Origin of the sequence: Nonomuraea sp. MTCD27 (assembly GCF_041950495.1) — a bacterium.
Taxonomy (GTDB): Bacteria; Actinomycetota; Actinomycetes; order Streptosporangiales; family Streptosporangiaceae; genus Nonomuraea.
In genome coordinates, this window is the sequence record NZ_JBGNUW010000008.1 from 182,744 (window position 1) to 203,765 (window position 21,022).

The following is a 21,022-nucleotide window of genomic DNA, read 5'->3' on the forward strand; positions in this document are numbered from 1 at the left end:
CGCTCCCCTGCTCCGGATCTCATCGTTGATCGATACCGGATACTCTGCCGGGCGTGCGGCGATTAATGACTCCCCGGACGGTGTGGCTCGCGCTCGCGGCGGCCCTCGCGGCGGTGGCGGCGGTGCTGACGATGAGGCGTTCCCGGTGTCTCGCCGCCACGCGACCGCTCCCGGCGCAGCACCAGGACGAGCCGGAGCCGGCCGTCTCCGCAGCCGCTCCCGTTCCCGTTCCCGTTCCCGTTCCCGTTCCCGACCAGCCTGCCGCCGCACCGCTGCTCGGCACTCCCACGGCAAGCGACCTGCAGCGCTTCGTCACCAAGCCCTCCATCCTGGACCGTCCCCCGGCCAGGCCCCGGTCGCCACGGGAGCCCTTGAGCGAAGCGGCCCGCCGCCGCCTGACCCGCTGGGGCGTGGCCGGGTGCGCGCTCGTCCTGCTGGCCTCCTGCACCCAGATGCTCGAGTCCGCGGTCTTCTCCAACGCCCCGGCGACGCGGGACGCCGGCGAGAGCGTCACCCAGCCGGGCCTGATCACGGACGAGGTGTGCGACCCCTCGCTCTCCGAGAGCCGGGCCACCTGCCTGCTGCTGCGCATCCCCGGCGAAGACCCGCCCGGGCGGGAGCCGGTCACGCCGCCCCCCGCGGAAACGGTCGACGAGGACTGCCTGCCCAAGGAGGCCACCCCGCGCGTACGCAAGATCGACGCGAAGGTGACCCGGGCCGTCAACCGGCAATGGCGGCGCATCGAGTCATGGCTGAAGACGCACGCCCCCCGGAGCCACCGCACGCTCGGCAAGCCGGGAAAGGCTGCGGACATCGTGGCGGCGGAGGCCGAGACGGGTCTGCGGTTCCCCGACGACCTGCGCGCGTCGCTGCTGCGGCACGACGGCTCCCGCTTCCTCGACGACACCTGGGCCTTCGGGTTCCTGGGCAACTCGAACGCGGGCGTCGCGCAGATCCTCGACGGCTGGCGGGGCCTGTGTGAGATCGACGGCGGGAACGAGGGGGACGGAGGCGACGCGCACGCGCGCACGGAATGGTGGGACGGGCGCATGCTGCCCGTCGGCGCCGACGGCATGGGAAACCACCTCGTGGTCGATGCGGTGCAGCGCGACGTCGGCACGACCGATCACGAGGGCAGCATGAGCTTCCGGCCCGGCGGAGTGCGGATCCGGTCGTTCCACGCCCTGCTGAAGGCCACCGCCGACGCCATGGAGAACGGCACGTCCATCGGCTACTGGAAGCCCACGGCGGTCGCCGGCGAAGTGGAGTGGGACGTCCTCGACCTCGGCCCCTGAGGTGCCGGCCCTTCCGGAGTCGTAGGAACGAGCCACCGCCGGCGAGCGGCCCGAGCACATGGATGTTCTGCCCGGCGACGATGTGACGGCGGACACAGTCAGCGCCGCCCCCGATTCCGTGGCCGGCCGCACAGGGAAGGCGCGCGGTTGACGGAGGATCCGGTTGTCGTTTCGGTAGCGGTATGGACGGACGGGTGAGCACGTACCGGTCGGAGGCGTACGCGGCGGAGTTCTACCAGGACATGGGGACGCGGTCGCCCGAGGCGCTCGACGCGCCGGCCGACACCCGGGTACGGCTGCGCGCGCTGCTCCCTGCCGGCGAAGCCGACGATCGGCCCGGCCGGCACTAGCGCGACCGCGCGGAACATCACGGCGAGCACGCGGCCGCATCCCTCTCCAGCGTCCAGGCGGGCGTCGAGGGACGAGTGGCCGCGTGGCACCTCTCCCTGTCGTTCAGTCCACCCGTACGGCGTGCATCGCGGTGAAGGCCAGCAGGCGGGCGGCGGTACGCGGTGGATCCTCGAGGTTGGGTGAGTGTCCGAGACCGGGCAGCAACTCGACTTCCGCGCCCGGGACGGTGCGGTAGTCGGCGGCGGACGAGGATCGCCATCTGCGGTCGTCCTCGCCGAAGATCACCAGTAGCGGCTTGCCGAGGCCCCGCAGCCGGTCCGGGAGCGCCCGCTGCATCAGATACTCGCTGGTGGCCCGCATCGTCGAGGTGAGTGTGTGGAACGTCATGGCGCGCACCTCGTCCAGGAGCTCTTGGGGGACCTGGTAGCCCGCGCGGCTGAAGCCGGTGCTCGCGAACTGGCGGAGCTGCTCGTCGGTCGGCGGCCACTGCGACGGGTCGATCGCGGCGGACTCCGGTGCGATGAAGGCGTCCAGGCTGGGGCCGGTGTTGATGAGCGCGAGCGCGGTCACCAGGTCGGGCCGCTCTTCGGCGAGGGCGGTGGCGACGGCGCCGCCGCTGGAATGGCCGACGACCATGGCGTGCGTGACGCCGAGCCGGTCCAGTACCGTGCCGGCGCGGCGTGCCTGGTCCGGGATCGCGTAGCCACGGTCGGCCGGTTTGGCCGACCGGCCGTGCCCGAGCAGGTCGATCCGGATGACGCGATGGGATCGGGTCAGCATCGGCACCAGCGGGTCCCACGAGCGGGTCGAGGAGGCGGACCCGTGGATGAGCAGGAGTGCGGGGGCGTCGCGGGGGCCGTCCTGGTCCACGTGGATGGCGCCGTCGTCCAGGGACAGGGTCGAGCTCTCGTTGGCCTCGGCGTCGCTTCGCGCGTACGGTGCGCCGTCAGAAAGGGTCATGAGGCCACTGTCGCCGCCGGTACGCACCGGTGGATTGGACAAATGTTCCCCTCGGTCGGCTCGTAGCATGGAACGGTGCGGACGTTCGTACATGGTGCGGCTGTGTGGGAGGTCGCGTGCCCGCGGCGGCCCAGCCGGGTGGCCGGTGTCACCATGGCCGGGTTCCGGGTCCGTGACCTGGACGCGCTCCGGATGGTCCCGCACCCGGCCGTGACGCTGCTTCTGGATTTCGGCGCCGGTTCGCCGGTCCTGCACCATGCCGCCGGGCGGCAGCAGGGAAGTGTCGTCGCCGGGCCCGGGGTCGGGTCCGGGGGCGCGCTCTGGGCGCGGGGCGAGAACGTCGAGTGCGTTCAGGTGCGCCTGTCCCCCGTGATCGCAGGCGCGGTCCTGGACGCCTCCCCCGCCGACCTCGACGGCGCCGTGGTGGCCCTCGACGACCTGTGGGGCCGGGAGGCGTCACGGATCCGTGAGCGGCTGAGCGAGCTCTCCTCCTGGCAGGACCGCTTCGCGCTGACGGACGCGTTGCTCGCCCGCCGGTATGCGGCGGGGTCGCCGGTGGACCCGGAGGTGGCCTGGGCCTGGGACCGGATCGTCAGCGGCCGTGGCCTGGTCCGGGTCGACGAAATGGCGGCCGAGGTCGGATGGAGCCGTAAGCGGCTGTGGTCGCGGTTCCGCTCGCAGCTCGGCCTGCCGCCCAAGCGCGCCGTGAAGCTGGTCCGCTTCGACCATGCCGCCCACCGCCTGGTCGCGGGTGAGGCCGCGGCCCGGGTCGCGGCCGACGGCGGCTACGCCGACCAGTCACACCTGCACCGCGACGTCGTGGCGTTCACCGGGGCGACCCCCGCGACCGTGGCCGGTGAGCCGTTTCTGGCGGTTGACCCCCTCGCCTGGCCCGGCCACGGCACGCGTGCCAGGCCGCACGTCTCCAGGGATCTCCGGCCCGGTCGCCGAACGGAGGTGAGACGGCCGCCGCTCTGAACGACGCCGCGGTCACCTGCGCTGGGCGGCGCCCAGCGGTCAGGGGCGCCGGCCGTACTGGTCAGGCCGGGCAGCCGCACGACGCCCTCGGGCGGCCTCGGAGCCGGAGGCGCTGTGCTCCCGGGTTGCCGACGTTGACCCGATCTCCGCCCCCCGGACGCGAAAAACGCGTTGCCATGGATTCCCGCAGTACGTATGGTTTTGCGCTCGTGATCACAGTGGTGGAGCGAGTCCTGCCTGCTCGGCTGGGAACAGGATTCCGGTGGCTGCTGGCCTCGAGCTGGCTGACGAATCTCGGTGACGGGGTCGCGGCCGCCGCGGGCCCGCTGCTGATCGCGACGTTGACCCGCGACCCGCTGATGATCTCGCTGTCGGCCCTGGTGGGCTGGGCGCCGCCGCTGCTGTTCAGCCTGTATGCGGGCGTGCTGTCGGACCGGTACGACCGGCGCAGGATCGTGCTCGTCGCCAACGCCGTGCGGGCCGTGGTGCTGACGGCACTGGTCACGCTCATGGTGACCGGCACCGTGACCGTGGCGGCGGCGCTGGTGGCGCTCACGCTCCGGTCAGTCGCCGAGGTGTTCGCCGACAGCGCGACGGCCACGCTGACGCCGATGATGGTCGGCAAGGACGATCTCGTCGTCGCCAACGCCCGCCTGGGCACGGGATTCATCACGCTCAATCAGCTCGCCGGCCCGCCGATCGGCGCGGCGCTGTTCGGGCTGGGCCTGACCTGGCCGTTCGCGGGCCAGCTGCTGCTGGTGGTGGCGGGGATGATCCTGGTCTCCCGGATCACGTTGCCGCCGCACGGCCGGCAGGCCGACGATCCCGCGCCCGACACCGTACGGGAGCTCATCGCCGGCTTCGCCTGGACCATCCAGCACGCGGCGGTCCGCACGCTGGCGCTCACCATCCTGATCTTCAACTTCACGTTCGGCGCGGCCTGGTCGGTCCTCGTCCTCTACACCCAGGAGCAGCTCGGCCTCGGCGCCATGGGCTTCGGCCTGATGACCACCATCGGCGGGATCGGCGGCCTGATCGGCACCGGCCTGTACGGGACCATCACCCGCAGGGTGAGCCTCGGCGCCCTGATGCGGATCGGGCTCGTCATCGAGACGTTCACCCACCTGGGCCTGGCCCTGACCCATTCGCCGTGGGTCGCCGGAGGTATCTTCCTGGCCTTCGGCGCGCACGCGTTCATCTGGGGCACGACCTCGGTCACCGTCCGCCAGCGCGCGGTGCCGCGCGACCTCCAGGGCCGGGTGGGCAGCGTCAACACCATCTGCGTGTACGCCGGTCTGGTGGTCGGCTCGTTGATCGGCGGTGTCCTGGCCACCCGCTTCGGTGTCGCGGCGCCCTTCTGGTTCGCCTTCGCCGGTTCCGCGGTGTTCCTGGTGCTGCTGTGGCGGCAGCTCATGCTCATCGCCCACGACGACTGAGCCTCCGTCCGTGCTCTCGGAAGGGCACGGACGGAGGTCGCCGCCGTGGTCGTGCAGCCGTGCCGGGAGACCGCCATCTCTCGAGTCCGGCCTGCGCCACCGACGCGGGGGTCGTCGTGGCCGCCGGCTGAGCTGGTCCTCCTCAGGCCGGGTCAGCCGTCCCGGGGGACTGTCCGCGTCCGTCCGGCGGGTGGCTTGTCCTCGGGCTCGGTCGCTGCCGGGCCCTTGCCGCCGTGACCGTTCCCCTCGTCCTCCAGATACGCCTCCGGCACCTGGGGCAGGGTCGGCACCAGCGCCTTGCGGGCCACGAACGTGTCGAGCAGCGAGAGCAGCATGGCCAGCACCGGCACCGCCAGCAGCGCGCCCACCGCCCCGAAGAGCTGCGCTCCCATGATCACGCCCGCGAACGCGACCCCCGGATGCATGTTCACCGACCGCCCGCTGATGCGCGGCTCCAGCGTCAGGTTCTCCACCTGCTGGTACAGGACCGCCCAGGCCAGCGCCACCAGCCCGATCCAGGGCCGGGGCGAGACCAGGCCCACGACGGCGGGCAGCGCGATCGCGATGTACGTGCCGATCGTCGGCACGAACTGGGCCACGACGCCCGTCCACACGCCCAGCGCCAGCCACGAGGGCATGCCGATCAGCAGGAACACGATGGCCGAGGTGGTGCCGTTGATCGTGGCCAGGATGAGCCGGGCGGAGACGTACCCGCCGGTCTTGACCAGCGACACGTCCCACACGGTGAGGAAGACCTGCTGGATGCGGCCGGGCAGGAACTGGGCGAGCCAGCGCCGCAGCCGGGGGCCGTCGGCCGAGAAGTAGAAGGTCAGCAGCAGCAGGGCGAAGCCGTTGAACACCGCCGCGGTGATCGTGCCGAGCACGCCGAGCACGCCACCGACCAGGTCCTGGGCGTAGGTGGCGGCCTGTTGCGGGGTCAGGTTGATGGAGCTGAGGACGGTGGAGATGTCGTACCTGGTGCCGAACCTGGCGTTGATCCAGTCGATGGCGCCGGTGACCACCTCGGGCAGCGCCCGTACGAGCAGCGCGGCCTGCTCGACGAACAGGTTGCCGAACAGGAAGAGGAAGACCGCCGCGAGCAGGATGATCCCGATCATCACGAGGACGGCTGCGGCGCCGCGGCGCATGTGCCGGGCCAGCCGGCCCACCGCGGGCTCCATCGCCAGCGACAGGAACCAGGCCATCACCACGATGACGACCAGCGAACCCGCGTCCACCAGGATGAAGCGAAGGAGGTACACCACCACGACGACGGCGACGACGGCGAACCCGACCCGCCACACGTTGGAGGCCGACAGGAGCACCTGAACCGGAGGGGCAGCCTCGGGACGGGACTCCCGGGGCTCGATCGGCTTGGTCATGGCACTCTCCTGACCGGACCACGCGATGATATGCCTCACCAGCGAATCTACGCCGCCCGGCCGCCGCCCCAGCAGCCGGACCGAACGGGACGAGTGCCCGAGGCGCGCCGGCTGTCACCGCGACGGCGTGAAAGTCACCGCCGGCCCGGACCGAACCTGGCGGCGTCGCACCCGCCGTGGTGGCGCACCGCCGCCGTCCACGCGCACGGCAGCAGCGACGTACGACGGGCACGCCTGAACTCCCCACCCTGGCTACGGGCGGAGACCCCTGCGGGCTTGTTCTCGCTGGTCAGGGGAAGGTGCCCGGAAAAAGGGGACGGCACGGCTTACCTGGGGGGGTGGCTGCTGTGCGAGATATGGACGATGGACGGGGCAGCGGCACGCCGTGAAGGACCTCCGCCGGCGGGTCGTGAACGCCGGATCGCGGGCAGGTGCGCGTCTCAGGCGGGTGGAGTGGTCGATCCGGGCGCGGATGACGATGCTGGCCACCCTGGTGACGGCGGTGCTGTCCGTGTTCGCGGTATGGCTGGTGCTGGATCACCACCACCAGCACGAGACGACCCATCGGATCAGGCACGTCTACGGCGCGGACCTGGAGATGGTGCATCGGTTCGCGCACCGCCGGGTGCCGCCGGTCATCGACGTCGAGGCGGTGGCCGCGACGCAGTTGGTCGATCGTGCCGGGCGGGTGGTGTCGGCGAGCGTCCGGGTGATCGGACAGCCGCGGATGGCCACGTTCGTACCGTCGCGGCGGCCCTCGGCCACCGATCGGCGGCTGTGCGACGTGCCGGGCTTTCCCGGCCGGTGCATGATCGTCGCGGCGATGTGGGTGCCCGCCCTCGGCGGGGACCTGGTCGCCTACAGCGCGCTGCCGGACCCACTCTGGTACGGGAGCGAAGCGCTGCTCGCGCAGCTCCTGGCGGCCATGGCGATCTTGCTGGTCATCGTGGCCGTGGGTACGTACCAGCTCGTCGGCCGTACCCTGCGGCCCGTCGAGGCGATGACCGCCGAGCTCGCCGAGATCACCACGACCGACCTCGGGCACCGCGTGCCCGTCCCGGCCCACCATGACGAGATCCGCTACCTGGCCACCGTCGTCAACGACACCCTGGAACTGCTGGAGGCGGCGCTGCGGCGCGAGCGCCGCTTCACCGCCGAGGCCTCCCACGACCTGCGCACCCCGATCACCGGCGCCATCCTGCGACTGGAAGAGGCACTGGTGGACCCGGACGCGGCCGACTGGCCGCGCATGGCCAAAGACCTGCTCAGCGACGTGGAACGCCAGCAGGCGATCGCCGAGGACATCCTCACCCTGGCCCGCCTGGACGCCGACCGGACGGCCCAGCACGAGCACACCGATCTGGCCGAACTCGCCCGCATCGAGCTCCGCCGCCGGCTGCCCGGCCGGGTCCCCATCCGCACCGACCTGCAGCCGGGCGTGGTCGTCAGCTGCGACCGGCTGCTGATCGCCAGGCTGCTGGCCAACCTGCTGGACAACGCCCAGCGCCACGCCGCCACCGCCGTCACCATCGCCGTCCGGGCCGAGGACGGCACCGGAGTCATGGCGGTCTTCGACGACGGCGCCGGCATCGCCCCCGAACACCGCGAGATCGTCTTCGAACGCTTCGCCCGGCTCCCGGAGTCACGCGAGCGCGACCCGAAGGGCACCGGCCTGGGCCTGGCCATCTGCCGCGAGATCGCCCACGCCCACCGAGGCACCCTGACCATCGAAGACCCCGGCCAGGGAACGTGCCTGGTCCTGCGCATGCCCTTGGTGAACTGACCGCCGGCCGGGCATCTGGCTCATGGGGCGTGGGAAGCGGGTCGTGGTCCTCGGCGATCCGAGGCCGGCGAGTCCAGTTCGTCCGCTCGCCGGAGGTCCTTGGGGCGGCCGATGGCGCGGCGCATCCGGATGAGGTCATCTCGGGAGACGTAGTGAACTTCCAGGCCGCCCGGGCCGGCTGCGGTGATCGCGCGGTCGAGGCACTCCCGGACCCGCAGGTCGCCCCAGGGAAGCGCCGGGGTGCAGCAGTCGCCGGCGGCTCCGGGCGAGGTGAACTCCACTTTGGGACGGAGAAAGGAATCCGCGTGCGTCGCCACGGGGTTGCCCTCTTCGTCGAACAGCCGGGCGTCGACGGAGGTGAAGGCGGCCGCCAGGGCGGGGGCGTGAGCGGGGACGCCGTCCCAGAGCAGGTCCAGATCGCCGGTCAGTTCGGTGGATCCATGCATGATGCCGGCCACCTGCCCGATCACGACGGCTCGGACGCCGTTGCGATGGAGGGCTTCGAGCAGCGGGAACGGGTCGAACCCGAGGGCACCGTCCGTGCCGATCGTGCCGACGTCGTCATCGGCGTCCTGGTGGCCCAGGCCGGTGCCCGCCCGGTTCAGGGCCAGTTCACGGGTGCGCCGGGCGGCGGCGCGGAGTCGTTCCAGCGGTTCGTCGATCATCTGGTTCATGCAACACCCGGCCGCACTCATGGCGCACCCGAATTTCTCGGGATCACCGAAGGGTACGAAGACGACTTCGTGGCGGATGCGGGCCTCGGGAACGGGGCCAGGTCTGGTCAGGCTCGGCGCTGGGGGTCGCGGCGGGCTTGCCGGCGGGGTGAGGAACGCCGGTCCAGGTCCTCGATGTCCAGGCCGAGCAACGCCTCGATGTCGGCGACCGACAGCGCGCGGGTACGGCCGGGTGCACGGCCGCCGGTCGGATCGGCGGTCAGCCAGCCCTGGTCCATCCAGAAGGTCACCGCGGAGCGGAGCGCGTCCGGGTGCCGGTTGAAGGTCGCGGCAACCCGGCCACTCGTTCGACGTTCTCCTCGTCGTTGAGCCCGGCGAGGGGGAAGTGGGTGCCGGACAGGGTGGCCAGGTAAGTACTCGCCGCGGCGGGCAGCGGAGGACTATCGCGGATAGTAATTGCTATACGCGACAGGAGGAGCGATGATCTCAGCACCGCCCGCGATCAGCAGTTTCGTGCCGAGGTGGGAGCGGCCGATACGCGGACCGAACGACGACCCAGCGATCGCGAAGCAGTCTCGATCAGGAGGCGCGACATGGCCAGGATCACCTACGACGACCAGACCGCGGCAGCGTACAAGGCGGTTCGTGAGATCCCCCGAGACGGGCTCGGAGAATGGCGTGAAGCGATACGACGTCACCTCGACCCGTCGCCCGGGATGACGGTGGCCGACATCGGCGCGGGGACCGGGATGTTCGCCGCCGCCCTCACCGATTGGTTCGACCTGAGCGTCGTCGCCGTCGAACCGTCGGCGGCGATGCGGGCCCAGATTCCGCGCCGCCCGGGCATCCAGGTGCTGGCGGGCGACGCCGGCGCCCTCCCGCTCCCGGACGGCTCGGCGGACGGCGCCTGGCTGTCCCTCATGATCCACCACATCCCCGACCTGGAAGCCGCCGCGCGCGAGATCCGCCGCGTTCTGCGCCCGGGCGCTCCTGTTCTGATCCGGCAGGGGTTTCCCGGCAGGGCCGACACGACCAGCACCTTTCCCTGGGGGTTCTTTCCCCAGACCACCCGGACCACCGACACCTTCCCCACGGTCGAGCGGACGTGCGAGGCGTTCGCCACCGCGGGGTTCCGCCGCGACGCGCTCGAACCGGTCCCCGAGACGCTGACCACTCTTGCCGACTTCCTGGCCCGGGTGGATGTCTTCCGCCGCTCCGACACCATCATGCGCGGCCTCACCGAGGAGGAGTTCCTCCAGGGCAAGGAACAGCTGCGCCGGGCCGTGCGGGAGGCCGAGCAGGCATCCAGCCCGGGGACCAGGACCAACTGGCTTGACCTCCTGGTGCTGCGCTGAGGCTCCCGCCCGCCTTGCCGTCGCCGACCGCGACGGTGATGCCCGCGAGGGCCCGCTCACCGGCCCGTCGCGCCGGTCCGGTAGCGCAGGCCGTCGACCAGCAGAGTAATCATGCGCTGGGTGTAGGCGTCGTCGTCGGGGTCGACGATGTTGGCCATGGTGCGCAGCAGGTCGTACGGGGTGATGGCGGGGCGGATGTCCCCGGACGCGGCGGCGGCGTCCAGCAGTCGCTCGATGGCCGGGAGGAAACGCTGCATGAAGTAGGCGGGCAGGTTCTCATAGGCGGGGTCGCCGGAGTGCAGGGCGGTTTTGAGGCCGCGTTTGGTGGCGATGAACCGGGTCAGGCGGTTGAGCCAGCGGGTGAGAGCCTCGACGGGTTCGTACTGTGCCGACAGGGCGGCGGCAGCATCGATGCAGGCGTCGGCTTCCCGGCGGAAGACGGCGACGATGAGGTCCGAGCGCTGCGGGAAGTGCCGGTAGAGCGTGCCCGCCCCGAGCCCGGCCTTTTCGGTGATCCGCCGTACGGGTGCGTCCACGCCCTCCGCGGCGAACACTTCGGCGGCAGCGGTCAGCAGGGCGTCCAGGTTGCGCTGGACGTCGCGTCGTGCGGGGCGGGGAGCCGGTTCCCCGGGCGGAGGCGTCGTCATGCGGCGTGGCCCCTTTTGCGAATCGGAGTGGCGTTCCGCATTGTAGGCGACCGGGCGGGGTTCCGTTTCGGGGTCGGTGAGGCATACGACCCAGGTCTGGATCGTGTGTCGCCTGGGCCAGGGCGGCGTCAGGCGCTTTTCGTGGGCGGCGAGCGCCCGCAGCCCGATCCGCGCGTCGCGGACCTGCGGCGCGCTCACTGCCCGTTCCCGTGGACGGGGCGGTACGTGGGCTGCCACATGGCGTCCTGAACCTGCTGGACGGTGTCACGCAGATCGACGCGGGCCAGGTGCTCCTCGGCCGCCCGGTTCGCGACGGCCACGGCCACCGTGGCAGAGACCTCGCGCAGGTTGTCCACCTGAGGCAGCAGCGACGCGCCCGGGGCGGACACGTCGACCATGTTCCCGACGGCCTCGGCGGCGGCCTGGAACATGCCGGGGCTGACCCGGCGGGCCCGCGCGACCACCACGCCCAGCCCCAGCCCCGGGTAGAGCAGGGCGTTGTTGGCCTGGCCGATGACGTACGTGACGCCGTTGTACGTGATCGGCTCGATCGGGACGCCGGTGGCGATCAGAGCCCGGCCGTCGCTCCAGCGGATCAGGTCGGCCGGCATGGCCTCGATGCGCTCGGTCGGGTTCGAGATCGGGAAGATGATCGGGCGGTCCACACCCGCCGCCATCGTCCGGACGATCTGCTCGGTGAAGGCGCCGTGGGCGGTGGAGGTGCCGAGCAGCATGGTCGGCTTCACGCGCGTGACGACCTCGGCCAGCGAGATGCCGTGCTCGTCGCGAGACCAGTCGGCGACCTCGTCCCTGGGGCGGGCGTACGGCTGCTGGTAGTCGCGCAGGCCGGCCATGTCGTCGGTGAGCAGGCCCTGCTTGTCGATCGGCCAGATCCGCCGGGAGGCGCTCTCGCGGTCCAGGCCGTCGCGGATCATCGCATCGCGCAGCTGGTCGGCGATGCCGGTGCCCGCGGTGCCCGCCCCGAAGATGACGATCCGCTGCTCACGCATCGGGGTCCGGGACACCCGGACGGCGCTGAGCATGGCGGCCAGCACGATCGCGCCGGTGCCCTGCATGTCGTCGTTGAAGGTACAGATCCGGCCGGTGTACTTCTCCAGGATCCGGCGGGCGTTGGACGGGCCGAAGTCCTCCCAGTGCAGCAGGGCGCCGGGGAACATCCGGGTGGCCGTGGTGACGTAGGCGTCGATGAAGTCGTCGTAGCGCTGCCCGCGTACCCGGGCGTGCCGGTTGCCGACGTAGGCCGGATCGTTCAGCAGGGCCTCGTTGTCGGTGCCCACGTCCAGGGCGACCGGGATGACGCGGCCGGGGTCGATGCCCGCGGCGGCCGTGTAGACGGCCAGCTTGCCCGTCGCGATGCCGGCTCCGCCGCCCACCCCCCAATCTCCGATGCCGAGAATCTCCTCGGCATCGGAGGCCACGATCAGGTCGACGTCGTCCGGGCCCAGCCCGAGGTTCCTGAAGGCCCGCTCGATCCCGCCCGGGTCGTCGATGGACAGGTACACGCCACGGGGGCGCTGGTACTCGTGGCTGTAGGCCTTGATCGCCTCGGAGACGGTCGGGTCGTACACGATGGGCAGCATCTCGCGCAGGTGATCGCTCAGCAGCCGGTAGTAGAGCACCTCGTTGCGGTCCCGCAGCCCCTCCAGGTAGACGTTCTTGAGCAGGTCACTCGGCTGTGCCCGGTACTGCGCGTACATCCGCCGCGCCTGCTCCTCCAGCGTCTCCACCGCCAGCGGCAGCAGGCCCTCCAGACCCAGCTCGGCCCGCTCCTGCGGCGAGAACGCCGTGCCCTTGTTCAGCAGCGGCTCCTGCAGCACCGCCTGGCCCCGCAGGGACGTCACGTAGCTGCCGTCCGGCTGCTCGGCGAACATGAGGCTCACCAGATCAGGCTTCTTCTTCCCCATCGACACCGTCATCCCCCTCGGCTGCATCGGCCTGGCACTCAGCGCCGGGTCACGGCGAATCAGGCTGCCCCGGCCAGGAGGACGGACACTGAGCCGCGCCTCACGACTCCACAAATCCGGACAAAGGAAGTGCTGCTCGGCTGAGGAGGTGGCCCGGTCATCGCGGGTGTGATCCCTTTCGGAGAAGTCGTGTCGCGGAGGGGTGACGCGTCAGCCGGCCCGGTCAGAACCGGCCGGAACGCCCGGTGAACCGGTCGGGCCGCGCTCCAGCAGCCGGCGCAGATCGGCGACGGGCTGGACCCCGGAGACCGGCGGCCGGCCGTCGATCACCAGGCTGGGGACGCCGGTGACGCCGAGCTCGGCCGCGCGGAGCCGATCCGCCCGCACCTGGTCGGCGTGGTCGTCACCGGCCAGCACGGCGTGCACGTCATCGGCGTCCAGGCCGGCCGCGCCGCCCAGGCGCCGCAGGACCTGCGGGTCGGCCACGTTGAGCCCTTCGGTGTGGTACGCGTGCAGCAGCAGCTCCATCATCTGGTCGGCCCGGTCGTGGTCGGCGGCCAGCTTGCACAGCCGGTGCGCGTCGAAGGTGTTCACCGGCCGGGCCAGATGCAGGTTCAGCTCCAGGCCTTCCGCGGCGCCCAGCGACCGGATCAGGGTGATTCGGGCAGGTGCCTGCTCGCCCCACCATCCGGCCATGGCCTCGGCGGCGGTCGGACCGGGGACCCGGCCTTCCTCCGGGGCGAGCTCGTAACTGCGCCAGGCGAGCTCCACGCTGTCGCGGTCGGCGAGGCTCGCCAACGCTGCCGTCAGGCGTCTTTTGCCGATGTAGCACCACGGGCACAGCACATCGGCGTATATCTCCAGCTTCATGCAGGTCCTTTGTAGGAGGTTTCGGCGATCAGGAGTCGAGGCGCTGCGGCCCGGGACCGACCTCGCGGGCCACGGTGTAGGTGGGCGGCCCGGTCATGCGCGGTTCGGCCTTGCCGGACAGGCCCCGCAGCGCCCTGCCGATGGCGGCCACCCGGCCGTCGGTGTCCGAGGTCTCCACGAAGGCGCGGTAATCCGCCTCGCTCGCCCAGTGCACGATGTTGTACACGCGGGTGCCGTCGGTGCTCACGTGAAAACGGGCTGAGCGGTAGCCGGGATAGAAGCGCACCCACCGCTCCTGGATCTCCGCGAACGCCTCGACGAGCTCGCGCTGAGTGTCGAATCCGTCGACGGTGTAATCGATGATCGAATAGAAACCCGTGTCCATGCTCACGCGCATGCTCCTCGAGGTCGATGGCAGGACAGGCCCCCGATCGCCATCCTGCAATCTCAACCGCGGTCGAGGTCAACCACGGGCAGGCGAGCGGCCCCGCTCCACCCGCCGTTCGCGGCGCACGCCTGGGTGGTGGAGGCCGGTGGCGTGCCGGTGGAGGAGGCCGTGCCGGAGGGGTACCTCGCCCCGCTGATCACGGTCGCACCGTGGCCGGCTACGGATGCGCCCGCAACGTGAGGGGGTCGAAGGCGTGCCCGGCCCACAACTCACGGGAGGTCTCCTCCGGGTACGCCGTCATGCCGGGCTCGGTGTCGATGACCCAGGTATGCCGGTTCTGCGGCTCGTACGCCGGCCAGCCGGGATCCCCGGTCGTGGCGAAGGCGATCCAGGCCGCGCGGACCCGGGCCGACAGCTCGGCCGCGGCCGGTGGCGGCTCCTGTCCGAGCAGCAGTCCCGCCGCGCCGGCGGTCAGGTTGCCGAACGTGAGCGGCAGGCCGAGCCCATGACAGGCGCCGAGGACCTCGCCGCCCATGCCGGGGGCCGGCCAGGTCAGCTCGTACAGGTGGGCCCGGCCGCGCCTCTGGTGGGCCTCGGCCAGCCGGACGGACGGCATCCGGAACAACCAGTCGGAGTGCACCAGCTCGTACAGCCGCTCCTCGCCGGCCTCCGGGTGGGCGGCCCGGAAGGCCTCCGGATCAGGCGCGAGCTCCCGCAGCGCGGTGGCGGCCCGCTCGGCGGTGATCTGGCCGGTGTCACCCCTGATGGCCATGAACAGCCGGTATTCGTCGCGGGTGTGCCCCGCGATCAGCTCCACCTCGCGCGCGGCCCCGTCCGCCAGTGACCGCCACGGCACCGCGGGCAGCACCTCGCCGTCCACCACCGGCGCGAACGGCGACCGGATGTACGCGGCCCGGCCCCACTGCGGGCGGCCGGCCATCTTGTCCGCCACCGCGTCACCGGCGTCGTTCAGTCGCTCCGGCGACAGGCGGGCGAGTTCGTCCGCGCGCGGGGGCAGGCCCAGCTCACCGGCCACGGCGGCGGCGATGTCGGCGGCCAGCTCAGCGGAGAAGAACAGGCCTGGCACGCTCTGCGCGATCGCCCTGCCGAACAGACCGGCGGCCATGGGCATCGCCATCAGCGCCGCGATGCTCCCGGCTCCGGCGGACTCCCCGAAGACGGTGACCCGGTCCGGATCCCCGCCGAAGGCCGCGATGTTGTCGCGCACCCAGCGCAGGGCGGTCACCTGGTCCAGTAACCCGCGGTTGGCCGGTGCGCCCCGGAAATGTCCGAAGCCCTCGGCGGAGAGCCGGTAGTTGAAGGTGACCACGATGACGCCGTCCCGGGCGAGCACGCGGCCGTCGAAGACCGGGTCGCCGGACCATCCGTACATGTAACCGCCGCCATGGATCCACACCATCACCGGCAGCCGGGCAGCGCCCAGGTCGGGGGACCACACGTTGGCGGTCAGCCAGTCGCCGTCCGTACCGTCGACGCCGGACGCGCCCAGCAACCTGGACTGCGGCGGCGGCGGACCGAACGCCCCGGCCTCGCGCACCCCGTCCCACGGCTCGGCCGGCACCGGCGCGGCCAGCCGCAGGGCGCCCACCGGCGGGCGCGCGAACGGCACGCCGCGGAAGACGGCCACGCCGTCCTCCATCCGCCCGCGCAGCCTTCCCGTGCCCATTCGGATCTCCGGGCCTGCGGATCCGATGGCGCTCATGGCACGCTCCTCTTCCGGGGTGCCGGCTCACATAGCCAGACGCGGCCATCTTCACCCGGGCCACAGGCCCACCGCACCTCGATATCGAGCGGGCCGGACCGGCGAAGGTCTTCCCGGGCCAGCGCGCCAGGCTTGACCAGCGGCACCCGATCGGCCGCCCACCAGCACGAACACTCCCGCGTTCGGCTCCCCATCTCCTTCCCCGGGTCATGGACAGCTCACTACCATTCCGCCATGCCTTTCGATCTTGCGTACTACGTGTTCATGGCCGTATTCCTCGGCCTGTTCGCAGTTCTTCCCCTGATGACCGCGACCGGGGCCGTCCCTGCCGCGGTGCTCTCCGCCCCGCCCAACCGCCACGAGCTCATGAGCCGGCGATTCGTCGTCGCGGGATTGTTCGTGTCGTTCGCCGGCGTCTTGTTGATGGGGCTCGGCGCCTGGCTGGGGCGTGCGGATTCGCGCTACGGCGCCCTCGCGGCTTCCGGGATGTTGCTGATCACCCTCATCGGCGCGGGCCTGCTCGTCGCCGGCCTCGGCCCGGTGCCTTCGTGGCTGCTGGAGATCATCGGTCCGTACGCGGAACGGCTGCCGCCGCCCTTCCGCCTGGCGGCCCGCGACCTGGCCCATCGTCGTGTCCGCGCGGTGCTCGCGATCACGCTGGCGATGCTGGCGACGGCCTTCGGCATCGCGCTGACGGTCGTCGCGGTCGGCGAAACGGCGCAGAGCAGGGCCGAATACTCGCCCCGGGCCCGGCCGGGCACCTTACTGGTCCGGTCGGGCACCTTGTTCGCGCCGTTCTTCTCCTCGGCGGCGGATGCGGGCACCGTACGAGCGGCGATCGAGCGGGAATTACCCGGCGTGCCGATCGCCCAGAGCGAGCGCCCTTCGCGCGAATCCTGGCACTTCCACGCGAACGCGGAGAACATCGAAATATCAGAGGAGGCCGTCTACTGGGATCAGGCCATCGGTGACGAGAAACTGCTGCGGTACCTCACGGGCGATCAGTCGACGCCGTACGACGAGGACACGGCCGTGGTGATCACGTCAGCCGACGTGAAGGCCGACTCGGTCGAGCTCTCCTACGAGATCGACGAGAACGACGACACAACGAAGACCAGAACCGTCCGGGCGGTCATCGCCAGGCCCGCCGACCCGTACATGGAGACGATCTTCGTGCCCTCGAAGATCGTCCGCGACCTCGGCTACCGGCTCCTACCGGACGAGCTGATCGTCGACCCCACTCTCCGCCGGGTCACGGTGCAGGAGCAGGAGCGCCTCGACGACCGGCTGGACGACACGGTCGCGGAGGTCTACGTCGAGCGCGGCTTCGCGGCTTCGACCGGGTGGCTGCCCGTCGTCGCGGCGGCGCTCCTGGTCGCCCTTGGTTGTGCGCTGGCCGCCGGCTTCGGCAAGGCCGCGGACGCGCGTCAGGCCCGGGTCCTGAGGCGGGCCGGAAACGGGTCAGCCGCGGCCTTCCGGTGGTTCTGCGCATCCCGCGCGGGTCTGAGCGCCCTGTACGGAACCGTCCTGGGCGCGGTCGCCGGATGTCCCGCCGGGATGCTGCTGCTGTGGCCCTTGACGGTGCGTACCACGTGGGAGGCACCGGTGCGGGTGCCGTTCGAGACCCCCTGGCCGGCGATCGTGGCCGTCGTCGCCGGCCTTCCCCTCCTCGCCGCCGCCCTCGGCGCGCTCCTCGCCCGCGAGCGACCGCACGTGCCCACGCCCGCTGCGCCTCGGCCCTGAAGCGGGGGCACCCGGCCGAGGTCGCCAGGGCGGTCGTGTTCCTCGCGTTCGAGGCTACCGGTAGGTGGCGACGTCGAAGTTCCCATGACCGAGCAACCGCGCGGACCTGCAGATACATGGGTTGCCGAGATCGCATGACGCATGGTGCCGGCCTTGCCGCGCGATTACCTTTCGTACATGAGCCGATACACACAGTGCGCAAGGGGCAGGGTGGCGGTGGCCCTCACCACCCCGCTGGCCGCCGTCCTCCTCACCGCGCCGGCCGCGCAGGCGGCCTCGGGCACCTACACCTACGTCACCCCCGCCGGGCAGCCGTTCCAGGTCGCCGAGCCGCCCAGCGACATCTGCCTGCAACTGACCGGCGGGGCGATCCGCTTCTCCAACGACACCACCGACACCGCGTTCCTGTACGCCACCGGTGACTGCTCCGGCGGCTGGGGCCTGGTCGGCGTCGGCGCCACCTGGGACGCTCCCACCGGCGTACAGGCCTTCGCCGTACGGCTCGGATCGACACAACAGTAAGGCCCCTCCCCATCACAGCGACACCCGGACACCCCCCGAGGCCCCGCGCTCTCAAGAGCGCGGGGCCGTCCGCGTCTCCGGGCGATCCCGCGTGCCCCTGCCGATCGGTCAGGCGGCCCGCGCGAGCCGGTCCGGCGTGCGCTTCAGGACCGACTCGCCGCGCTCGGGAACCGGCCGCGGATCCACCCCTGCGGGTCCCTGCCACCGCAGGTAGACGACCATCGCACCTTTCCGCGAGAAGATCGCCGCCAACCCTGGCCGACGGCCCGGCGGATGAGGGCTGCCCAGGGCCGGGGAAACTCCCTACGAGGGCTTCCCAGGGCCGGGGACGCTCCCTACCAGGCCACGGGCCCGTCCGCGCTGAAGAACCCGGCGGTGGGTCCGTCGGCGCCGAGTGTGGCCAGGTGCACCAGGGCCGTGGCGCCCTGTGCGGGGGTGAGGAACCCGCCGTGGTTGTTGATGTCCGTGGCGACGTAGCCGGGATCGGCGGCGTTGACCCGGATGCCGTCCTTGCGCAGCTCGTTGGCGTACTGGACGGTCAGCGCGTTGAGCGCGGTCTTGGAGGGCGAGTAGGCGGCCGACGCCGGGAGTCGCGTCAGCGGGCCGTCCGGGTCGCTGTTGAGGGCCAGCGACGCGGCGCCGCTGCTGACGTTGACGACGCACGGCGCCGGCGAGCGCCGCAGCAGCGGAAGCATCGCGTTGGTCACCGCGATCACCCCGAAGACGTTGGTCTCGAACACCGCCCGGACCATGTCCAGGTCGACGGTGCTGGGGATCTGATCGACGGCGTCCTGGGGCGAGACCTGCCCGGAGCCGGTGATGCCGGCGTTGTTGATCAGCGAGTCCAGGTGGCCGAAGCGCTCCCCCACCCACTTCGCGGCCTCCTCGATGGTGGCCTGGTCGGTGACGTCCAGGGTGACCGCGTGGGCGTCGGCTCCCGTCGCGCGCAGCGCCGCGGCGGCCTCCTCGCCGAGCTGCGCGTTCCTGGCTCCGATCAGGACCGTCATGCCCAGCGCGGCGAGTTGCTCGGCGGCCGCGCGACCGATTCCCTTGTTCGCGCCGGTGATCATGGCGACCTTCTGGTGTGGGGTGTGCTCGTTCATGTCCACGCTCTCCGTTAGAGGGTCTGTCTCTCCTGCGACGAGACAGGGGTCACTTCTGTGACATGGGGGAAGGGAGAGCGCCCGTTCAGCCTCGCCGTCCGCCCGCCGGTGTGCTCCCCACGGAGGACACGCTGCGCACGCTGCTGTCCACCAGGACCCGCAAGAGCGTCACGCCCTGGACCAAGGACCGCACGACCGGCCGCAAGCGGCGCATCTACTCCCTGACCGGGACGATCACCCTCAAGGAGCTCTATCGCGTCTCCCCCAGCTTCCGCGAGGCCGCGGGAAACGCGGCTCTCGGGACGTCGGAAGTGACGTGGACGTACATGTACGACGACCGCGGATGGCCGTACCGGATCTTCTGGGGCTTCGACGCGCACCCGCGGCCCGAGGTCCGAGGGCTCGGCGACGACCGGATCCCGCAGGCGCGGCTGGCCACGCAGTACCGGAACTGGGACAAGCCGATGACGATCAAGGCGCCCGAGGCGAGGCCTGGCCAGGGGCTGGCGGTGGACGACCTCGCCGACGTCCTGAGCGCCCCCGAGCGCCGCGGGTGAGGCGCGCTTCGAAGACGAGGGCTGCCACGAGGTCCTGCACAGGCTCCGCGACGCCTGTTTCGGGGGATTGCGGAGACCCTCCGCGACATGATCGAGGCGAAGGTCCGCGACGACGCCGTCAGAGGACGTCGTAGGTCAGGTGCGTCGCGGTCGAGGTCGGGGTCGCGCCTCGCTGCACCAGCGTGCGCGGCGCTCCGCCGGTGAACAGTGGCGTCCCGGCGCCCAGCACAACGGGCGCGAGGTGCAGCGTCAGCTCATCGACCAGCCCGGCGGCGAGCGCCGAGCCGATCGTGGCGCCGCCGCCCATGAGGACGACGTCGAGGTCCTCGCCGCGGTGCGCCGACGCCGCCTCGGCGCGCTCGCGGGCGGCGGTGACGGCGTCGGTCAGACCGGTGGTGACGAACGTCCAGTCGAGGTCGGTGAGCCGCACCGACTTCGGGGGCGAGCTCGTCACGACGACGAACGCGGGCCTGCCGACCTCGCCGGCGCCGTAGCCGGAGTCGTCGTTCCAGCCGTACGGCCCGTCGACCACGTCGAAGAGCCGGCGGCCGAGGACGACGGCGCCCGATCGGGCGGTCGCCTCGCGCAGGATCCGGCGGTCGTCGGGGTCGTCGGAGAACGCCCAGGTGTGCAGGGCCTCGCCACCGGTGCCCAGACCGCTGTCCGGGCCGGGGTCGGGCCCGGTGACGAAGCCGTCCAGGGAGACCGAGATGTCAGCGATGATTCGGGTCATGCCAGGGCAGACCCGATCCGCCGCCCGAACTCATCGCTCACGCCTGAGGCGTGTGCCGGGACGCTCGCGCCGGCGGCAAGGGGGCGGCTCAGGCCAGGGCCGGGATCTCTATCCGGGTGTGGTCGGCGGGGGCCACCAGGCAGGAAAGGGCGACGTTCCCCTTCTCCAGGCGTTCCCCCATGGACGAGGCGAGCCGCGCCGTGCGCTCGATCTCGTACGGGCTGCCGGCCTGAGGGGTCACGCGGAGCCGCAACAGCCAGATGTAGCGTCCGTTGTGCTTGTTGGTCTGCTCGGCTCCCAGGACCACCGCGTTGCACGGCACCGCCGTCGCGCGCTCCTCCGGCGTGAAGGTCTGCAGCGCGGCGGATTCGAGGCCGGCGAACGAGATGGAGCCCAGGGTGAGCATCCCCGCGCCCAGGAACAGGAACGTCGCGCTGACATACGCCCCGACCCGGGTGTGCGGCTTCCGCCTCAACACGATGAACAGCACCACGCCCACGATCGAGGCGATTGCGGCGCATGTCCCGAAGACGACCGATGCCATCCTTCTTCCTCACGCTGAAAGGCGGGCCCGGTTGGGCCGGCCTTGTCCGTTCC

21 protein-coding genes are annotated in these 21,022 nt (G+C 71.6%); 9 read left to right on the forward strand and 12 right to left on the reverse strand.

Annotated features, from left to right (window positions below; genetic code table 11):
* Positions 1–53 precede the first annotated feature (53 nt).
* Both ACBJ59_RS24635 and ACBJ59_RS24640 read left to right on the forward strand, forming a co-directional pair.
* The gene (locus ACBJ59_RS24635) at positions 54–1,295 is read left to right on the forward strand and encodes an SMI1/KNR4 family protein (RefSeq protein ID WP_375112594.1); all 1,242 of its coding nucleotides are present in this window, start codon (positions 54–56) and stop codon (positions 1,293–1,295) included.
* Between the two features lie 182 nt (positions 1,296–1,477).
* Positions 1,478–1,645, forward strand: a complete 168-nt coding sequence (locus ACBJ59_RS24640) for a hypothetical protein (RefSeq protein WP_375112595.1) — start codon at positions 1,478–1,480, stop codon at positions 1,643–1,645.
* Positions 1,646–1,748: 103 nt separating this feature from the next.
* On the opposite strand, the gene ACBJ59_RS24645 is transcribed toward ACBJ59_RS24640, so the two are convergent.
* Positions 1,749–2,606: an alpha/beta fold hydrolase gene (locus tag ACBJ59_RS24645; protein ID WP_375112596.1), complete on the reverse strand. Its 858-nt coding sequence runs from the start codon at positions 2,604–2,606 to the stop codon at positions 1,749–1,751.
* 102 nt (positions 2,607–2,708) lie between these two features.
* Between ACBJ59_RS24645 and ACBJ59_RS24650 the strand changes: the two genes are divergently transcribed.
* Positions 2,709–3,584, forward strand: coding sequence for a helix-turn-helix domain-containing protein (locus tag ACBJ59_RS24650; protein WP_375112597.1), 876 nt, complete (start codon positions 2,709–2,711; stop codon positions 3,582–3,584).
* A 209-nt stretch (positions 3,585–3,793) separates the two neighbouring features.
* Positions 3,794–5,020, forward strand: coding sequence for an MFS transporter (locus ACBJ59_RS24655; protein WP_375112598.1), 1,227 nt, complete (start codon positions 3,794–3,796; stop codon positions 5,018–5,020).
* A 152-nt stretch (positions 5,021–5,172) separates the two neighbouring features.
* On the opposite strand, the gene ACBJ59_RS24660 is transcribed toward ACBJ59_RS24655, so the two are convergent.
* On the reverse strand, positions 5,173–6,402 hold the full coding sequence (locus tag ACBJ59_RS24660; RefSeq protein WP_375112599.1) for an AI-2E family transporter: 1,230 nt from the start codon (positions 6,400–6,402) through the stop codon (positions 5,173–5,175).
* A gap of 385 nt (positions 6,403–6,787) precedes the next feature.
* Here ACBJ59_RS24660 and ACBJ59_RS24665 point away from each other — a divergent pair, with 385 nt between their 5' ends.
* Positions 6,788–8,185, forward strand: coding sequence for a sensor histidine kinase (locus ACBJ59_RS24665; RefSeq protein ID WP_375112600.1), 1,398 nt, complete (start codon positions 6,788–6,790; stop codon positions 8,183–8,185).
* Positions 8,186–8,205: 20 nt separating this feature from the next.
* On the opposite strand, the gene ACBJ59_RS24670 is transcribed toward ACBJ59_RS24665, so the two are convergent.
* Together ACBJ59_RS24670 and ACBJ59_RS24675 are read right to left on the reverse strand one after the other, a co-directional pair.
* On the reverse strand, positions 8,206–8,850 hold the full coding sequence (locus ACBJ59_RS24670) for a hypothetical protein (protein ID WP_375112601.1): 645 nt from the start codon (positions 8,848–8,850) through the stop codon (positions 8,206–8,208).
* A 116-nt stretch (positions 8,851–8,966) separates the two neighbouring features.
* A complete protein-coding gene (locus ACBJ59_RS24675) occupies positions 8,967–9,149 on the reverse strand; it encodes a hypothetical protein (protein WP_375112602.1) in 183 nt (60 codons plus the stop codon).
* Positions 9,150–9,452: 303 nt separating this feature from the next.
* On the opposite strand from ACBJ59_RS24675, the gene ACBJ59_RS24680 reads away from it, so the two are divergent.
* Entirely contained in the window at positions 9,453–10,214 is a 762-nt protein-coding gene (locus ACBJ59_RS24680) for a class I SAM-dependent methyltransferase (protein WP_375112603.1), read from the forward strand.
* A gap of 56 nt (positions 10,215–10,270) precedes the next feature.
* Here ACBJ59_RS24680 and ACBJ59_RS24685 read toward each other — a convergent pair whose 3' ends face one another.
* The 5 genes from ACBJ59_RS24685 to ACBJ59_RS24705 form a co-directional block, all read right to left on the reverse strand.
* A complete protein-coding gene (locus ACBJ59_RS24685; RefSeq protein ID WP_375112604.1) occupies positions 10,271–10,861 on the reverse strand; it encodes a TetR/AcrR family transcriptional regulator in 591 nt (196 codons plus the stop codon).
* 194 nt (positions 10,862–11,055) lie between these two features.
* The gene (locus ACBJ59_RS24690; RefSeq protein WP_375112830.1) at positions 11,056–12,753 is read right to left on the reverse strand and encodes an NAD-dependent malic enzyme; all 1,698 of its coding nucleotides are present in this window, start codon (positions 12,751–12,753) and stop codon (positions 11,056–11,058) included.
* A 243-nt stretch (positions 12,754–12,996) separates the two neighbouring features.
* Positions 12,997–13,656, reverse strand: coding sequence for a DsbA family protein (locus tag ACBJ59_RS24695; RefSeq protein WP_375112605.1), 660 nt, complete (start codon positions 13,654–13,656; stop codon positions 12,997–12,999).
* A 28-nt stretch (positions 13,657–13,684) separates the two neighbouring features.
* The gene (locus ACBJ59_RS24700) at positions 13,685–14,041 is read right to left on the reverse strand and encodes an antibiotic biosynthesis monooxygenase family protein (protein WP_375112831.1); all 357 of its coding nucleotides are present in this window, start codon (positions 14,039–14,041) and stop codon (positions 13,685–13,687) included.
* Positions 14,042–14,261: 220 nt separating this feature from the next.
* Complete coding sequence (locus ACBJ59_RS24705) at positions 14,262–15,767, reverse strand: carboxylesterase/lipase family protein (protein ID WP_375112606.1); 1,506 nt, start codon at positions 15,765–15,767, stop codon at positions 14,262–14,264.
* A gap of 234 nt (positions 15,768–16,001) precedes the next feature.
* Between ACBJ59_RS24705 and ACBJ59_RS24710 the strand changes: the two genes are divergently transcribed.
* Both ACBJ59_RS24710 and ACBJ59_RS24715 read left to right on the forward strand, forming a co-directional pair.
* Positions 16,002–17,510, forward strand: coding sequence for a hypothetical protein (locus ACBJ59_RS24710; RefSeq protein WP_375112607.1), 1,509 nt, complete (start codon positions 16,002–16,004; stop codon positions 17,508–17,510).
* 177 nt (positions 17,511–17,687) lie between these two features.
* Positions 17,688–18,032 (forward strand): hypothetical protein, encoded by a 345-nt coding sequence (locus tag ACBJ59_RS24715; RefSeq protein WP_375112608.1) that lies wholly within the window; start codon positions 17,688–17,690, stop codon positions 18,030–18,032.
* Positions 18,033–18,367: 335 nt separating this feature from the next.
* On the opposite strand, the gene ACBJ59_RS24720 is transcribed toward ACBJ59_RS24715, so the two are convergent.
* On the reverse strand, positions 18,368–19,135 hold the full coding sequence (locus ACBJ59_RS24720) for an SDR family NAD(P)-dependent oxidoreductase (protein ID WP_375112609.1): 768 nt from the start codon (positions 19,133–19,135) through the stop codon (positions 18,368–18,370).
* Positions 19,136–19,245: 110 nt separating this feature from the next.
* On the opposite strand from ACBJ59_RS24720, the gene ACBJ59_RS24725 reads away from it, so the two are divergent.
* A complete protein-coding gene (locus ACBJ59_RS24725) occupies positions 19,246–19,692 on the forward strand; it encodes a hypothetical protein (protein WP_375112610.1) in 447 nt (148 codons plus the stop codon).
* 118 nt (positions 19,693–19,810) lie between these two features.
* Here the strand turns inward: ACBJ59_RS24725 and ACBJ59_RS24730 are convergent, their stop codons facing one another.
* Positions 19,811–20,425, reverse strand: coding sequence for a dihydrofolate reductase family protein (locus ACBJ59_RS24730; protein ID WP_375112611.1), 615 nt, complete (start codon positions 20,423–20,425; stop codon positions 19,811–19,813).
* 88 nt (positions 20,426–20,513) lie between these two features.
* The gene (locus tag ACBJ59_RS24735) at positions 20,514–20,969 is read right to left on the reverse strand and encodes a hypothetical protein (protein WP_375112612.1); all 456 of its coding nucleotides are present in this window, start codon (positions 20,967–20,969) and stop codon (positions 20,514–20,516) included.
* Positions 20,970–21,022 lie beyond the last annotated feature (53 nt).

Bases quoted from the DNA above. Each gene is read 5' to 3' on its own strand.
- ACBJ59_RS24640 (WP_375112595.1), top strand. From the start codon at position 1,478: ATGGACGGACGGGTGAGCACGTACCGGTCGGAGGCGTACGCGGCGGAG.
- ACBJ59_RS24645 (WP_375112596.1), bottom strand. From the start codon at position 2,606: ATGACCCTTTCTGACGGCGCACCGTACGCGCGAAGCGACGCCGAGGCC.
- ACBJ59_RS24660 (WP_375112599.1), bottom strand. From the start codon at position 6,402: ATGACCAAGCCGATCGAGCCCCGGGAGTCCCGTCCCGAGGCTGCCCCT.
- ACBJ59_RS24670 (WP_375112601.1), bottom strand. From the start codon at position 8,850: ATGATCGACGAACCGCTGGAACGACTCCGCGCCGCCGCCCGGCGCACC.
- ACBJ59_RS24680 (WP_375112603.1), top strand. From the start codon at position 9,453: ATGGCCAGGATCACCTACGACGACCAGACCGCGGCAGCGTACAAGGCG.
- ACBJ59_RS24685 (WP_375112604.1), bottom strand. From the start codon at position 10,861: ATGACGACGCCTCCGCCCGGGGAACCGGCTCCCCGCCCCGCACGACGC.
- ACBJ59_RS24690 (WP_375112830.1), bottom strand. From the start codon at position 12,753: ATGTTCGCCGAGCAGCCGGACGGCAGCTACGTGACGTCCCTGCGGGGC.
- ACBJ59_RS24695 (WP_375112605.1), bottom strand. From the start codon at position 13,656: ATGAAGCTGGAGATATACGCCGATGTGCTGTGCCCGTGGTGCTACATC.
- ACBJ59_RS24700 (WP_375112831.1), bottom strand. From the start codon at position 14,041: ATGGACACGGGTTTCTATTCGATCATCGATTACACCGTCGACGGATTC.
- ACBJ59_RS24705 (WP_375112606.1), bottom strand. From the start codon at position 15,767: ATGAGCGCCATCGGATCCGCAGGCCCGGAGATCCGAATGGGCACGGGA.
- ACBJ59_RS24710 (WP_375112607.1), top strand. From the start codon at position 16,002: ATGCCTTTCGATCTTGCGTACTACGTGTTCATGGCCGTATTCCTCGGC.
- ACBJ59_RS24715 (WP_375112608.1), top strand. From the start codon at position 17,688: ATGAGCCGATACACACAGTGCGCAAGGGGCAGGGTGGCGGTGGCCCTC.
- ACBJ59_RS24720 (WP_375112609.1), bottom strand. From the start codon at position 19,135: ATGAACGAGCACACCCCACACCAGAAGGTCGCCATGATCACCGGCGCG.
- ACBJ59_RS24730 (WP_375112611.1), bottom strand. From the start codon at position 20,425: ATGACCCGAATCATCGCTGACATCTCGGTCTCCCTGGACGGCTTCGTC.
- ACBJ59_RS24735 (WP_375112612.1), bottom strand. From the start codon at position 20,969: ATGGCATCGGTCGTCTTCGGGACATGCGCCGCAATCGCCTCGATCGTG.